The organism is Idiomarina ramblicola, from assembly GCF_003987255.1.
Lineage (GTDB): Bacteria > Pseudomonadota > Gammaproteobacteria > Enterobacterales > Alteromonadaceae > Idiomarina > Idiomarina ramblicola.
The window spans coordinates 50,987-66,725 of record NZ_PIQC01000009.1 but is presented as its reverse complement, the minus strand read 5'-3'; the positions used below and the strand labels follow the sequence as shown (position 1 = coordinate 66,725).

Genomic DNA, 15,739 nt, shown 5'->3' with positions numbered 1-15,739 from the left:
TCATACTCTTGTGCGATAAAGTTTAAACAGGCGTTTGAATTATTTGTTTGAATGTCCGTGTGATTCATACAAGAGGTAATGATATGGCTGACTACAGAGCTCCCCGCGACGATATGGATTTTGTCCTGCACGATGTATTCCGTGTTGCTGACGACTGGCAGAAAACCCCAGAGCTTGCTGACATGATGGATGTCGAAACTGCCGGTGCTATTTTGGATGAAGGTGCCAAGGTTGCTGAAAACTTAGTAGCGCCGCTGGCCCGTGAAGCCGACGAGGAAGGCGTTAAATTTGCAGATGGAGTAGTAACAACCCCTAAAGGCTACAAAGAAAACTTTCGCCAGTTGGCTGAAGGCGGCTGGGTTGGCGTAACAGCTAACCCGGACTTTGGCGGCATGGGTTTACCTAAGTCTTTGTCTGCTCAATACGAAGAAATGCTTTGTAGCGCCGATATCGCTTTCTCGCTCTACCCGGGGTTAACCTCCGGCGCTATTATGGCGATTAACTCGCATGGTAGTGACGAACTAAAGAATCATTATCTACCGCGCATGGTATCAGGTGAGTGGACCGGCACTATGTGCCTGACAGAATCTCATGCCGGAACAGATCTAGGTATTATTCGCAGTAAAGCGATACCAGCTGAGGACGGCAGTTTTTCTATCAGCGGTACTAAGATATTCATCACCGGTGGCGAACACGATTTAGCGGAGAATATTGTTCATTTAGTGTTGGCCAAATTACCTGATGCTCCGGCAGGTACAAAAGGCATTTCGTTGTTTGTGGTGCCTAAGTTTTTGTCTGATGAACAAGGCAACCTGACCGAGCGTAACGCTGTTAGCTGTGGCTCAATAGAACACAAGATGGGTATTCATGGGTCAGCCACCTGTGTCATGAACTTTGACGGTGCAAAAGGCTGGTTGGTCGGTGAACCGCATCGCGGTCTGCCGGCTATGTTCACCATGATGAACTATGAACGCTTAGGCGTTGGTATCCAGGGACTTGGTGCTGCAGAACGGTCGTACCAGAACGCTCTGGAATACGCTAAAGATCGCATTCAGGGACGTGGTGCTAAGGCAACTCGTAACGACAAAGCTGAAGCCGACTCTATTTTAGTGCATGGTGATGTGCGCCGTATGTTGCTGACCATGAAGTCGCTGACTGAAGGCGGCCGCGCGTTCTCAACTTGGGTGGGTCAGCAACTCGACCGTTCGAAATACGCGGAAGATGAGCCGGTTCGAGAAAAAGCAGACGCGATGGTTGCGTTATTGACACCTGTCGCTAAAGCCTTTTTGACTGACACCGGGCTGGAGTCTACCATTCACGGGCAACAAGTTTTTGGTGGCCATGGTTACGTGCGGGAGTGGGGCCAGGAACAGTTGGTTCGTGACACTCGTATAGCGCAAATTTATGAAGGTACAAACGGTATTCAGGCACTGGATTTATTGGGTCGTAAAGTGTTTGGTTCACAAGGCAAACTATTGCAGCCGTTTAATGAAGAGGTTCAGACCTTTTTAGACGAAACCGCAACCGGTGGAAATTGGATTACGCAGCGTGAGCAGCTGCAACAGGCGCTGAATATACTGAATGGTGTCAGCGAAGAAGTACTACAAAAAGCCGCTGGTGACGAGAACCTGGTTAACAGCGTAGCGGTTGAGTATCTGCATTTGGTGGGTTATGTTTCTTACGCTTACTTGTGGTTGAAGATGGCAATAGCGGCTGAACCTCTGGTAAAAGAGAAACCATACTTAGCAACTAAAGCAAAAACGGCTCGCTTCTATTTTGCACGTATTTTGCCACGTATTCATGGTCTGGCATTAGCGATAAAAGACGGCAGCGAAAGCCTTTATTTACATAGTGACGATGACTTCTAAAAACGAAAAATCACAAGACACAACACTGACGTTCTATCGTGACAGTCGCCGCCCTCAAGCCTGGGGCGGCTTCTTTTTGGCTATATGGATGGCAATCTATATTGGCGATGCCGTTCCACTGTGGATTATCATCACAGGCGCACTGCTGACCATGGCGACTGTTATGGCTATTGTAGTGAAATTCAGGCCATTGCAACCGGCTACGTTTTATCGTGACCTTGAGTTGACGGAAAAGCGCCTGATTTTGCCTCCCAAAACTTATCACTTAAAGAGTCCGCCGACACTACAGCAATATGAAGAAGATTTAGCTGGTTTGAACTTTGTTGATGAAAAGGGGCACCGGCAGGAAATTATTGTTATTTTAAATGATAGCCTAAAGCAGCGACTGGATGATTATCAGATAGAGTTGAAAAGTTACGATGAGTAAAATAAAAAGCCAGCTAAAATCGCTGGCTTTTTATCTCTTACTGCGGCTTTAATCGTCTAAAGACAGCAAGGTGGCGTTACCACCAACCGCCGTAATGTTATCACTACGTGTTTTCTCGGTAATAAAACGAGTCAGGTAGTGTGGACCACCAGCTTTCGGTCCGGTGCCTGACATGCCGCGACCACCAAATGGTTGTACGCCAACAATTGCACCTATCTGGTTACGGTTAATGTACACGTTACCCACATCAATACGGCTTGCCACGTCATGAGCAAAGGTTTCGTTACGGCTGTGAATACCGAAAGTTAAACCAAAGCCTGTGTTGTTGATGCTTTCTATAACGTCATCAATTTCACTGGTTTTAAAGCGAATAACGTGAAGTATCGGCCCGAAGTTTTCTTTCACCAACTGGCTGATACTGTCAATTTCAATGGCTGTTGGTGCGACAAAGGTACCGCCCATAGCGTAATCTGGCAGTGGTGCACGAGCGATCAGGCGGCCGGCTTGCTGGATATCAGATATGTGCTGCTCCAGATTGGTTTTTGCAATACCGTCGATAACCGGTCCGACGTCGGTTTCATGCAGTAATGGGTCGCCAACCTTGAGCTCTTCCATAGCGCCGCGCAGTAGGTCGATAATGCGATCGGCGACGTCATCCTGCACAAACAGCACGCGAAGCGCTGAGCACCGTTGTCCCGCGCTCTGGAAAGCACTGGCAACGACATCGGTGACCACTTGTTCCGGCAGCGCGGTAGAGTCAACCATCATGGCGTTTTGCCCACCGGTTTCTGCAACCAGAGGCACGATTGGACCGGTGCGTGCGGCTAATGCACGGTTAATTGCCTGAGCAGTGTAAGTTGAACCGGTAAAGCAAACGCCGGCAATATCTTCTTGGCTGGTCAGATAACTACCGACTTCAGCACCACTACCCGGCATAAAGTGTAATACGTTGCCCGGAATACCAGCTTCCAGAGCCAATTGCACTGCGCGGTAGGCAATCAGTCCGGTTTGTTCTGCCGGTTTGGCAATAACTGAGTTACCGGTAACCAACGCAGCGGCGACCTGGCCTACGAAGATTGCCAACGGGAAGTTCCACGGGCTGATACAGATAAAGGTACCACGACCTTCAACGAATAAGTCATTGTCTTCACCCGTTGGCCCTGGTAACTGAATCGGCTTACCCATGAGTTCGCGAGCCTGGTTGGCGTAATAACGACAGAAGTCAACCGCTTCACGGACTTCATCGATGCCATCCTGTAACCCTTTGCCCGCTTCTACCGAACATAATGCGATCAGCTCGTTGCGGTTAGCTTCCATTAGGTCAGCGAATTTTTCCAAGCACTGTGCGCGCTCTTCCGTTGGTACGTCGCGCCAGGATTTATAGGCGGCGTTAGCGCTTTGCAGCGCTTGCTCAGAAAGTTTCTTATCACCCCAGTAAATGAGGCCAGCCTTCTTAGAGGTTTCCTGAGGGCTGGTAATACTGACATGGTGATCGGTTTCAACGGTTTTCCCATCGACGATGGGACCGCCTTGCCATTGTTTGTCACGGTACTGTTGAACCGCTGCAATAAAATCATCTGCTTGTGAGTGAATATTCATATTCAATCCTAACGAATTTGTGCGATCCCCATACATTTGCGGGGGAAGTGGAATTTTGCTGCTTGCGTATTTCTCGAAACCTGACGCGGTCTTCATTGGGTGCTCGACCAGTTCATCGACCGGCGTGTCGGAATCTAATAGCTTATGGACAAATGACGAGTTAGCACCATTTTCCAATAACCGGCGAACCAAATACGGCAGCAAATCTTTATGCGGGCCTACGGGTGCGTAAATTCGTACGACCATGCCCGGGTTTTGATCCATGATAGTGTCATACAAGCTGTCACCCATGCCGTGCAAACGCTGATACTCAATGCGGCGCTGATGGGTCTCATTCATCTGTTGAATGGCCATAAAGGTTTGCGCGTTATGAGTAGCGAATTGCGGATAAATGGCACCGTCTGTATCGTCGCTTAATAAATAGCGTGAGCAAGCTAGATAGGAAATGTCACTGTGAGACTTGCGAGTAAACACCGGGTAGCCAAGCAGCCCATTTTCTTGAGTCCACTTAATTTCGTTATCCCAATAGGCGCCTTTAACAAGTCGCACCGGGATTTCGTCGCCACACTCTTTTGCTAATGCTGTGATCCAGCATAGCGTGGGGAGTGCTCGCTTAGAATAAGCTTGAACCACCAGACCAAAACGCGGCCACCCCTTACAAACGCCACTGCGATAAACCTTCTCAAACAGCTCAAGCGATAATTCATGGCGATCGGCTTCTTCTGCATCAATGGTTACGCCGACATCCGCTTCTTTTGCCAATTTGACCAAGTCGGTCAGTGTGGTTGCCAGCTCAGTCAGCACCCGCTCGTGATTCGCTGATTCATAACGAGGATGTAGCGCCGACAATTTAATTGAGATGGTGGGTCGTGGCGCGTCGGGATTATTAAATTCTTCTTTGGTGATCGTCTTGATTGAGTTGACGTACTGCTGCTTGTAGTAGTTCGCATCTTTCATAGTTAATGCGGCTTCACCAAGCATGTCGTAAGCGTGAGTGTAGCCTTTGTCGCGGTTGTCGCGACTTTCCTTTAAGGCTTCCTCAATGGTACGTCCCAGTACAAACTGCTTACCCATAATTTGCATCGCGGTATAGGTCGCTTTGCGAATAATCGGTTTTCCGAGTTTGCGGACAAGACGACGGAAAGCACCGCGTGGTGTTTCCATTGCTTTACCGGTTGGATTGGTCACACTGTTTGTTAGTGCCAGTCCCCAGGTGCCTGAGTTGACTAACCATGATGCGCTCTGGCCCATATGTTTTTGCCAGTCACCGCCGGAAAGTTTGTCCTGAATTAATGCGTCTGCGGTATAACCATCGGGTATTCGCAAGAGCGCCTCAGCAAGACACATTAAAATGATACCTTCTTTGGTATCCAGACTGTATTGTTGCAGAAACGAGTCAACGACGCCGTTATCTGCCTGTTCCCTGACTTGCTCAACTAACTTAGCTGCGCGCTCGGTTACTGCGCTAACCGTATCGTCATCGGCAGGAACCAGAGGCAGTAACTCACGCATATACTGATCTTCATCAACAATATAATTGTCAGTAATTGCCTGCTGTAAGGACTTTAAATCCTCAGCCTGATGCTGTTTGGATAGCACCTCACTCGCTTTGAACATAGCATCTCCTGTATAGCCAGGCCGAAGCTCGGCGTGCTTCCCCAACGTTGGGAATCAGCGCAAGTATAAGCTTATTCTCGCGCCGGTAAAGACCCTTTGTGGTCTGATCTCACGGTGCAACTTTTCACTGGTAGTGTCAAGTGAACTAAATGCCCGTGTTTGTTGACCGCTAGCCGCCAAGCCAGTACCTTTAATCTAACTTATTAAACGCATCGGAATCGATTTATGTCACAAGAAGTTGAGCTCAAATTATTGATTGCTCCAGAACAGCGAGACAAAGCGCTCGATGTCTGCCAGTCGTTGGCAGATGCGAACCAGGCAAAACCCGGAAAAGAGCAGTTTGAACTCAAAAACGCTTACTTCGATACGTCCGATTTACGTTTACGTCAGTTCGATATTGGATTACGGATTCGTACTGATAAAGATCATAAAGAACAAACGATCAAACTGGCCGGCCGAGTTATGGGCGGCATGCATCAAAGGCCAGAGTATAATATCGAGATTGAGAATGATAAACCCGATTTAACCTTATTTGAGAATGAAATATGGCCGGATGATTTTCCGGTTTACGACATTCAGCGTGATTTAGATACTTTGTTTGTGACAGACTTTACTCGCACCCGCTGGCGGCTTCCTAGTGGTGAAGGTGTTATTGAAATGGTGTTTGATGAAGGTCACATCGAAGCCGGTGAGCAACGCGAACCAATCGCTGAAATTGAACTGGAGTTGCAGGGTGGCTCTTTATCGGAAGCTTATCGTCTGGCAAATGAACTGGTCAAAAAAGCGGGGGCAAGAGTCGGCTCTTTAAGTAAAGCGGCTAGAGGGTACTTGCTGGCGGGGAAGAGTCTTCTCGAACCCTTTACTCAAATGCACTATGTGCCGTTACGGTCAGAGTATAGTGTCGGTCAGGCGCTTTACCAATCACTGGAGTCGGGTTTACGTCATTGGCAGCACAACGAAGCTTGCCTTGATTTTCAACCTAGTGTGCGGGCGGTGCAGGGAATGGCGGATGGCATCCAGATGGTACGTGTTGTGCTGGAGCAGCTCATTGAAAATGGCGTCGGCGAACGTCGGTTGCTGACAAGCAGTTCGCAAATAACCTCAAAGCTTCAGTGGCTAAAACGTTTTGAAGGGCTGGATGAGTTGACGGCTGAAGATGGCGCCTATCACCGCGCGCTTAAGCGCTACAGCAAACTTTACGATTCACTCGTTGATAGTCAGGAGGATGTGATCAGACTGAACGAGGTGACAGAGCTGGTTCATTCGGCCGCTTATCAAAAAACGGTGCTGGGACTGTCCGAGTTTCTTTTAAGAGAAGAAATGACAGAGGAACTGGAGCAGCCGGTGTTGCCCTGGAGTAGTCAGCTTTTGAAAAGTGACTGGCAATTGGTGCAAACGGCTTTTTCTGAGCATGAGCGATTGAATGAAGAAGGCTATTTGAAATTGTTGACGCCTTTGCAAAACAGCTTACTGATGGGCACTTGCTTCGGGCATTTGTTTGATGCTGACTTAAGGGAAAGCTTTCGTCTGCCTTGGCAAGACTTAGCCAGGGGGATTCGAGAAATTACCGCATTACATATCTTGCATGAACGTATTCGTGAGCGTGATGATGAAATTGATGAGAAATTGATGGAATGGCAAAAAGTACAGCGCGAATCCTTGTTAAAAGCACTGGAATACTCACGTAAGGCTGCACTAAAGCGGGAACCCTACTGGTTTAATTAAGGTGGTTATGCTAACTCCTAAGGCTAAATTACTAGATGAGAGCGATGCTGCATGGCAACGCTATCAAGAGGCTGCCGATGACATAGCCCTGACCAGTGAACAAGAACAGCAACTGCGGGCCTTAATTGCTGTTAGTCCTTTCATTGGTCGGGTTGCGGAAAGCTACCCGGAATATTTGGTCAGTGACTTCTTTGTCGGCAATACAATCACCGTGAAACTACCTGCAGTGGATAAATATGGCATCTGCGTTGCGAAAGCTCTGGTTGAACTCGATAGTGAGGATGACGCGAAAAAACGTCTGCGGCAATTGCGTCACTGCTGGATGGCAAAGCTGGCCGCAGCAGATATATTGAAGCAGGTTTCGCTAAAGGAGTCTTTGGCTCATTACAGTGAATTTGCTGATGCGGCACTAAGCAAAAGTCTCCAATGGTTATTTGAACGCTTTATCAGGCGTCATGGTAAGCCGCTTGATGCTGAAGGGGAAGTGATGCCGTTGCTGGTTATCGGCATGGGTAAGCTAGGCGGTAAAGAACTTAACTTTTCTTCTGATATTGATCTCATATTTGTCTTCCCGGAACAAGGCAAAACGCAAGGGCCGGGCCGTAATCTGGAGCATGACGTTTTTTACAAGCGTCTGGCGCAGTCTTTCATTGCTTTACTCGATGAAACCACTGCTGAAGGTCAGGTATTTCGAGTCGATATGCGTTTAAGGCCTTTTGGACAGTCTGGACCGTTAGTAACCAGTATGAATGCGCTGGAGCATTATTATCAGGAGCAAGGACGTGACTGGGAGCGCTATGCCATGGTTAAAGCCCGAATGATAGGGGCTGACGAACAATACCAACAGGCTTTTCAGCAGTTGATTCGCCCTTTTGTTTATCGCCGCTACATTGATTTTGGTGCGATTGAAGCCTTGCGTAAGATGAAACTACTCATTACACAAGAAACTCGGCGGCAAGGTGTTAAAAATAACATAAAGCTGGGTGCTGGCGGTATCAGGGAGGTTGAGTTTATTGTTCAGGCACACCAGCTTATTCGCGGCGGGCAGGAAAAATCTCTACAGACCCGCTCGGTTTATAAGGCAATGCATGAACTGATTGAGTTGGACTTGATTGAGCCGGCGCAAGCCAGTCAGTTGCTGAAAGACTACGAATACTTGCGTGTTATTGAGCATCGTCTGCAACAAATCGACGATCAACAAACTCAGCAACTGCCGTCAGATGAACTGGGGCGTGCGCGCTTATGCACCATGTTAGATGAACCGGACTGGCAAGATCTGCAAGAAAAGATTGATCAATGTATGGCTCGCATTCACGCCGAATTTCAACAGGTGGTTGGGGCTGAGTCGGAAGATGATGAAGATGAGCAAGGCTTGCAGGTCTTATGGCAAGACATGCTGGACGACGATGCGGCGATTGAAATTCTGGAAAGTGAAGGCGTCAACGAATCTCAGGCTTTATGGACGCAGATAAAAAACTTCCGTCAGGAAAGCCGGCGTCGCAGCTCTGGCCCACGGGGACGCTCTGCACTAGCTCGGTTAATGCCAATGATGCTGCGCCATGCAATTCAACATCAGCATCCGGAGCGTCTGCTGGAACGGTTGTTATCTATTATAAAAGCGGTGATGAGCCGTACTGCTTATATTGAACTGTTGGCAGAAAACCCCGGGGCACGTGAGCAACTTTGTAAGTTATGTATGGCAAGCCCATGGATATCCGAACAACTGGCACTGCACCCAATACTTCTGGATGAGTTAATTGACCCTCAGCAGCTTTACAGCTTGCCTGAGTCAAAAGACTACGCCTCTGTCCTTCGGGAATATTTGATACGTATACCGGAGCAGGACTTAGAAACGCAGATGGATGCGTTACGGCAAGCCAAACAGGCGTTGCAGTTAAAAATTGCAGCGGCGGATATCAGTGGTGTGCTGGAGTTGATGAATGTCAGTGATCATTTAAGCGCGCTTGCTGAAGCGATTATTGCTGAGGTAGCTGGCCTTGCCTGGCATCATCTGACTCAAAAACATGGGAAGCCTGCTGGAACCAGCATTGATAACACCGGTTTCGCTGTGCTGGGCTATGGTAAGTTGGGTGGGCAGGAGCTTGGTTATGGCTCTGATCTCGATTTAGTTTTCGTGACTGATGCTGAGTATCAGGGGCAGACAGATGGGCAACGGCCAATCGAGGTTCAGCAATTTTACTTGCGACTGGCACAGAGAATTCTGCATTTGTTCACGACCCGCACCGTTGCTGGCATATTATACGATGTGGATTTACGCTTGCGGCCCTCAGGACAGGCCGGTTTGCTGGTGACTCAAGTGAGCTCTTTTGCCCGCTATTTGAAGGAAGATGCCTGGACCTGGGAGTTGCAGGCACTTGTTCGCGCACGGCCCGTGTTTGGTGTACCTGCACTGCGAGACACGGTGATGGACATTCGTCAGAGTGTCTTGTCACAACCGAGAGATGAGCAAGAGTTGCGTCAGAGTATCGTTAATATGCGTGAGAAAATGCGGGAGCATCTGACGCAAAGTAACAGCCGTATGTTTGATTTAAAGCAAGACACTGGCGGTATAGCAGACATTGAGTTTATGACTCAATACTTGGTTCTGCGTTATGCTCACCAGTACCCTAAACTTTGCAAATACAGCGATAATGTGAGGCTTTTAACAGAAGCCCAGCAGCTCCATCTTTTATCCGATGTTGATGCGCAAAATTTAATTAATGCCTTTCAGATTTTTCGTTGCGAAAGTCATGCTTTGGCTTTGCAAGGCGAACAGTTACTGGAAGAGCATAACCTGGATACAGAGCGCCAGGCCGTATCCAGTTGCTGGGACAATCTACTGGGTGCTCACTGATAATAACTGGGCATATCGGGATCGGGTCGGGTCTTGAACCGGCGATGAACCCATAGATATTGTTCAGGCGCTTTGCGTATGGCGTCTTCAACTAGACGGTTAACCAGCTCTGCATCTGTTTTGTCGTCGCCACTTGGGAAGCTCTCAAGTGGTGGCTCATAATAGAGATCGTATCCGCTACCGTCATCCCGTCTGACGCAACGACTGACCAGCACTTTGCAGTTAGGGTTCCGCGCAAATAGCATGGTGCCCAGAGTGGTGGAAGTATCTGGAACCTGGAAAAATTTAACGAACTCGACACGACGACGGCCATAATCCTGGTCGGGTAGATAGCCTGCGATATCTCCTTGAGTCAGTGCAGCCATCATGGCTTTAACATCACGTCGCTGAATCATGTATTTATTTGACCGTCCGCGGCCCCGGGTCTGTAGAAACTCCATAACGGCATTGTTATGCGGTCGGTATAGGCCAACAGCGGGTTCTACGAGCCCGTGCAGGCGCGCGTGAACTTCAAGGCTGAGAAAGTGAAACAGCAGCAATAGAATACCACTACCATCTTCTTGTGCCTGACGGAGGTTCTCTTCTCCGTGAACGTGTAATTTACGTTTTATTCGCCAATTGGGCCACCACCAGGCTATGCCAACTTCAAAGTAAGCGATTCCTGTATTTTTCATGTTCTCGGTAAGTAAAGCTTCAATTTTCTCGTCGCTGTACTCAGGAAAACAAAGTTTTAAGTTGGTTCGCGCAATACCAACCCGTCGAGGCATGACTTTTTTAAAGAGTAAGCCCAGTCCGCGGCCCAAAGTCAGCTGTAATCGGTAAGGTAGCCAGGATACGCTGTATAGTATGAACACGCCGAGCCAAGTCAGCCAGAACTTTGGGTGAAGGAAGTAGAATTTAAATTTGGGAGGTTCGATCACAACAGACGCCGCTTATTATTCGTTATTTATCGCGGATAGTAACATAAAATTTTTAAAATAAGGCGCCGCCGGCAAGCAGCGGCGCCCTGGTCGGCGCAGTTAGTCTGCCGCGGTACCTTCGACGTTTTCAGAAAGGCTGCTGTTTATCGCTAACAGGTCTTGTTCCTGTAATTGACCAGCCGCTTGTTCCAAACGAAGAATTTGGCGGATGTACCCGTAGCGAGCTTCTGACAAATTGCGTTTTGCGTTGTACAAGTTACGCGTGCTGTCCAATACGTCAACTATGGTACGAGTGCCGACTTCGAAGCCTGCTTCAGTCGCTTTTAAAGCACTTTCAGCAGAAACAACAGACTGTTGAAATGCATTGATGCTGGCGATAGATGCTGTAACTTCGTAATAAGAGTTACGTACTTCACGTTCAATATTGCGTCTTGTCTGTACCATTTGCTGGCTACTGGCGACATAGTTGTCACGAGCCTGAGCAACTTCCGATGAGGTACGGAACCCGGAGAAGATCGGAACGCTAACATTCAGTCCAATAGAACGACTGTCGAGACGAGGCAAGTCCGTTGTCTGCTGACCGTTTTGATCAGAAATAGTACGTTCGGTATCTTGAGTGGAATAACTCGCCTGTAACGAAACGGTAGGGTAATGCCCGCCTTGTTGTAATTTGATTTGCTGTTCCGCAATATCAACCTGAACTTTGCTTTCCATTAAGCTGAGGTTACTGTTCTCTGCTTTTTTCACCCACAGACGAACGTCTTCTGGTGACGGACTACTGGGCGAGAAAGTCTCTGTATCTAAAGCCGCTAATGTTTGTGGATATTGACCAGTGATTTCACGAATATCTTCTAACGCAATTTCAACAGCATTGCGAGCCTGGATTTCACGGGCAACGGCACTGTCATATTGCGCTTGTGCTTCATGGACATCAGTAATGGCGGTTAAGCCGACGGAGAAGCGCTGTTTGGTTTGCTCAAGCTGACGCTCAATCGCTTTCTTTTCGGCTTCTGCGAAGGATAAGTCATCTCTTGCTTGTAATGCCTGGAAGTAGGCATTAACCACACGCAGCATTAAGTCTTGTTGAGCGTTGCTGTAGGCAACTTCTGACTGGTAAGCCTGTTTCTCTGCAATGTCTGAATTTTTCCAGACACTCCAGTCAAAAATGCTTTGATTAAGCGTAACGCCCGCTTGCCAGCCTTGACTTTCACTGTCAAAAACTTGAATGCCAGAGTTAACAAACTCAGGAGAGTCACTGGTAGAGTCTGTGTATCCGGCTTCTCCCGAAATTTGCGGCAGGAATCCTGACTTGGCAATATCGATGCCTTTTTGCGCCGCGTTACGCTCTGCCGCAGCGCGTAATAAGGTGGGGTCGTTATCAACCGCCAAACGATAAATTTGAGCCAAATCTTCAGCATTTGACGTAAAAGTGACTGTGGTCAATGCCAGACCGACAGCTGCCGACAAAAGATGCTTTTTCATGGTAGTCAGTTTCCTGTTACTTGACATGCTATTGTTCAATGATTGCGCATAGTTTACATACAGTGTTGAATGATTACCAGTGTAAATGATTTGCACAAATACTTTAAGAAAAACATGGTTTCAGAATTCGCTCAAGTGTAACAGAATGTTTGTTTCAGGTTACCCTCAAGAAAGGACAAGTAAGTATGGCAATTCGTTTTCACCGAGATGATGTGAAAATAAAGGAAAAGGCACCGCTTTATCAAGGTTTTTTGTCAGTTTACCGCTATTCTTTACAACACCGTTTATTCTCTGGTGAGTGGAGTCCGGTTATAGAAAGAGAATTGATGGAGCGCGGGAATGCGGTGGTTGTTATTCCCTATGATCCAGTACGGGATGAGTTTGTTGTTGTAGAGCAGTTTAGGGTCGGTGCTCTTAATGATAAAAACGGGCCTTGGTTGTTTGAATTTGTCGCCGGTATGTTTGACGCAAATGAGAGCGCCGAAGAGGTCGCTGTACGCGAAATGGAAGAAGAAGCCGGATTAAAAGCCAAGCGTTTAATTTACGCGACCAGTTATTACTCTAGCCCGGGTGGTACTGATGAAAAGCTGACCATTTATATTGCTGAAGTGGATAGCCAGTCGGCCGCTGCTTATGGTGGTGTACCGGAAGAGGACGAAGATATTCGGGTTCATGCCATACCAAGGGAACACGTTATGACCATGCTTGAACGTGAAGAAATCAACAACGCAGCGAGTGTAATTGGGTTACAATGGTTGCTATTACATCGTGATAAGGTGTTCCCTATTCAGCAGGAGCAAAACTGAGGTTTAATTATGCAACAGCGCTATGTTGTCGACGTTGCGGAACTGCATCGGCTAACTGAACGTAATTACGCAGGGTTACTACCCTTGTTAAATCAGCTTGAGTCTCAGGCTGAGATGACGCTTTATGCAGGCGAGAACTTAGCGTTTAATTTGCGTTGCGTTAACGAGGCGCGATATACCTCAGATGTTGAGATTGAACAATTAAAGCCAAACTGGGCGGATTACTTGCACGCCAAAATGACGGTACGATTGTACCATGACGTACGTATGGCGGAGATTATATCCAGTCAGGGAGTCACCCGATTAGCCGCTCGTTATCAGCAACCGAACCGTGATATGCGACACCAGGATGAGAAACATCAGGTGAATCAATTTTTGGCGGACTGGCTGACGTTATGCCGGAAGCAGGGCCATATTCAACCTAAGCTGAGCGACGCTGTTCAGAAATTTATGCCGTACTACTTCAAATAGGCGACAGTTAACGGTAAATTGAAGCACACTTTTCGTGGACCAAGCCAATAATAAAAACAGGGACTCATGACAGACTACAAATCCGACTCCATTGAGGTGCTGAACGGGCTGGAACCAGTTCAGCGACGCCCCGGTATGTACACTGACACCTCACGACCTAACCACTTGGGTCAGGAGGTTATAGATAACAGTGTCGATGAAGCTCTGGCGGGGCACGCTAAATCCCTACTGGTTATTCTGCATCCTGATCAGTCGTTAGAGACGACCGATGACGGGCGCGGGATGCCGGTGGATATTCACCCGGAAGAAGGCGTTCCTGGTGTCGAGCTGATTATGAGTAAACTGCACGCCGGCGGTAAGTTTTCTAATAAAAACTATCAGTTTTCCGGTGGTTTGCATGGGGTTGGTATCTCGGTTGTTAATGCGTTGTCGAAACGCGTTGAATTGACTATAAAGCGTGATGGTCAAGTTTATGAAATGGCCTACGAAAATGGCGATAAGGTCAGTGAACTGGAAGTCACCGGCACCGTTGGCAAAAGAAACACCGGAACCCGCGTTCATTTTTGGCCAGACCCGCAGTATTTTGATTCTGCAAAATTCTCGGTTACAAAGTTAAAACACATATTGCGTGCTAAGGCGGTTCTCTGCCCCGGGCTCAAAATAACGTTTCGCAATAAAATTGATGACACAGAAGATACTTGGTTTTATCAGGATGGCCTGACAGATTATTTAGTCGAGGCGGTAAAAGATACTCCGACCTTACCGGAAGAGCCATTTGACGGTAGCTTTAGCTCGCAGACTGAAGGTGTGGACTGGGCGGTTACCTGGCTACCGGAAGGTGGTGAAGGGGTGTCTGAAAGTTACGTTAACCTGATTCCGACAACGCTTGGTGGCACGCATGTTAATGGCTTACGCCAAGGGCTGCTTGAGGCGATGCGCGAATTCTGTGAATTCCGTAACTTATTACCCAGAGGCGTGAAACTAACACCAGAAGATGTTTGGGAACGCTGCAGTTATATTTTGTCGACAAAAATGCAGGACCCTCAATTCGCCGGACAGACAAAGGAGAGGTTGTCATCTCGTCAGTCAGCCAGCTTTATTTCCGGAGTGGTTAAGGATGCATTTAGTCTGTGGCTGAATGAACATACTGATCAAGCCGAATTATTGGCTGATGTTTGCATTAGTAGCGCTCAACGGCGATTAAAAGCCAGCAAGAAAGTCGTCCGCAAAAAAGTTACTCAGGGGCCTGCATTACCCGGTAAACTCACCGATTGTGCAAGTCAGGATACAGCCCGAAGCGAATTGTTCCTGGTGGAAGGGGACTCGGCTGGTGGTTCTGCTAAGCAAGCACGGGACCGTGATTTTCAGGCGGTGATGCCGTTACGAGGGAAAATCCTGAATACCTGGGAGGTGGACCCAGAACAGATTCTGGCGTCTCAGGAGATTCATGATATTTCAGTTGCGGTTGGCGTGGATCCAAACAGTGTTGATTTAGACAAACTACGTTATGGAAAAATTTGTATCTTGGCCGATGCGGATTCAGATGGTTTACACATCGCCACCTTATTGTGCGCTCTGTTTGTAAAACACTTCAGACCTTTGGTTGAAAATGGTCATATCTTTGTTGCTATGCCACCGCTGTATCGCGTTGATGTGGGTAAAGAAGTATTTTACGCATTAGATGAAGATGAAAAGCAAGGTATTCTCGATAGAATTGAAGCAGAAAAGCGCAAAGGCAAAGTGAATGTTCAGCGCTTTAAAGGTTTGGGTGAAATGAACCCGTTAACACTTCGGGAGACGACTATGGATCCTAATACCCGGCGACTGGTTCAATTAACCATTGATGACGGTGAAGTAATGGAAGAGCTAATGGATATGCTGTTAGCGAAAAAACGCGCTGCTGACCGCCGTACCTGGCTGGAAAGCAAAGGTAATATGGCCGATTTGGCTGAACTGTAAGCACTTGTGAG

At 47.8% G+C, this 15,739-nt stretch carries 10 protein-coding genes; 7 read left to right on the top strand and 3 right to left on the bottom strand.

Features of this window, described 5'->3' with window-relative positions; genetic code table 11:
* Window positions 1-83 precede the first annotated feature (83 nt).
* Together CWI78_RS11800 and CWI78_RS11795 are read left to right on the top strand one after the other, a co-directional pair.
* Window positions 84-1,868, top strand: a complete 1,785-nt coding sequence (locus CWI78_RS11800; protein WP_126782995.1) for an acyl-CoA dehydrogenase C-terminal domain-containing protein — start codon at window positions 84-86, stop codon at window positions 1,866-1,868.
* Window positions 1,858-2,295: a hypothetical protein gene (locus CWI78_RS11795; protein WP_126782994.1), complete on the top strand. Its 438-nt coding sequence runs from the start codon at window positions 1,858-1,860 to the stop codon at window positions 2,293-2,295. The genes CWI78_RS11800 and CWI78_RS11795 overlap by 11 nt, the downstream gene beginning before the upstream one ends.
* Before the next feature lie 48 nt (window positions 2,296-2,343).
* Here CWI78_RS11795 and putA read toward each other — a convergent pair whose 3' ends face one another.
* Window positions 2,344-5,511 (bottom strand): bifunctional proline dehydrogenase/L-glutamate gamma-semialdehyde dehydrogenase PutA, encoded by a 3,168-nt coding sequence (gene putA, locus CWI78_RS11790; protein ID WP_126782993.1) that lies wholly within the window; start codon window positions 5,509-5,511, stop codon window positions 2,344-2,346.
* A 225-nt stretch (window positions 5,512-5,736) separates the two neighbouring features.
* Here putA and CWI78_RS11785 point away from each other — a divergent pair, with 225 nt between their 5' ends.
* Complete coding sequence (locus CWI78_RS11785) at window positions 5,737-7,236, top strand: CYTH domain-containing protein (protein WP_126782992.1); 1,500 nt, start codon at window positions 5,737-5,739, stop codon at window positions 7,234-7,236.
* Window positions 7,237-7,243: 7 nt separating this feature from the next.
* Window positions 7,244-10,090 carry a bifunctional [glutamate--ammonia ligase]-adenylyl-L-tyrosine phosphorylase/[glutamate--ammonia-ligase] adenylyltransferase gene (gene glnE / locus CWI78_RS11780; protein WP_126782991.1) on the top strand — a complete coding sequence of 949 codons (2,847 nt, stop codon included), beginning with the start codon at window positions 7,244-7,246 and terminating at the stop codon, window positions 10,088-10,090.
* Here glnE and lpxL read toward each other — a convergent pair.
* Both lpxL and tolC read right to left on the bottom strand, forming a co-directional pair.
* The gene (gene lpxL / locus CWI78_RS11775; RefSeq protein ID WP_126782990.1) at window positions 10,084-11,010 is read right to left on the bottom strand and encodes an LpxL/LpxP family Kdo(2)-lipid IV(A) lauroyl/palmitoleoyl acyltransferase; all 927 of its coding nucleotides are present in this window, start codon (window positions 11,008-11,010) and stop codon (window positions 10,084-10,086) included. The two genes, glnE and lpxL, sit on opposite strands and share 7 nt — an antisense overlap.
* 99 nt (window positions 11,011-11,109) lie before the next feature.
* The gene (tolC, locus tag CWI78_RS11770; protein ID WP_126782989.1) at window positions 11,110-12,492 is read right to left on the bottom strand and encodes an outer membrane channel protein TolC; all 1,383 of its coding nucleotides are present in this window, start codon (window positions 12,490-12,492) and stop codon (window positions 11,110-11,112) included.
* A gap of 185 nt (window positions 12,493-12,677) precedes the next feature.
* On the opposite strand from tolC, the gene CWI78_RS11765 reads away from it, so the two are divergent.
* The 3 genes from CWI78_RS11765 to parE all read left to right on the top strand — a co-directional run bounded on the left by CWI78_RS11765 (window position 12,678) and on the right by parE (window position 15,728).
* Window positions 12,678-13,298, top strand: a complete 621-nt coding sequence (locus tag CWI78_RS11765; RefSeq protein WP_126782988.1) for an NUDIX domain-containing protein — start codon at window positions 12,678-12,680, stop codon at window positions 13,296-13,298.
* 9 nt (window positions 13,299-13,307) lie between these two features.
* On the top strand, window positions 13,308-13,769 hold the full coding sequence (locus CWI78_RS11760) for a DUF1249 domain-containing protein (protein WP_126782987.1): 462 nt from the start codon (window positions 13,308-13,310) through the stop codon (window positions 13,767-13,769).
* Between the two features lie 66 nt (window positions 13,770-13,835).
* Entirely contained in the window at window positions 13,836-15,728 is a 1,893-nt protein-coding gene (parE, locus tag CWI78_RS11755; RefSeq protein ID WP_126782986.1) for a DNA topoisomerase IV subunit B, read from the top strand.
* Window positions 15,729-15,739 lie beyond the last annotated feature (11 nt).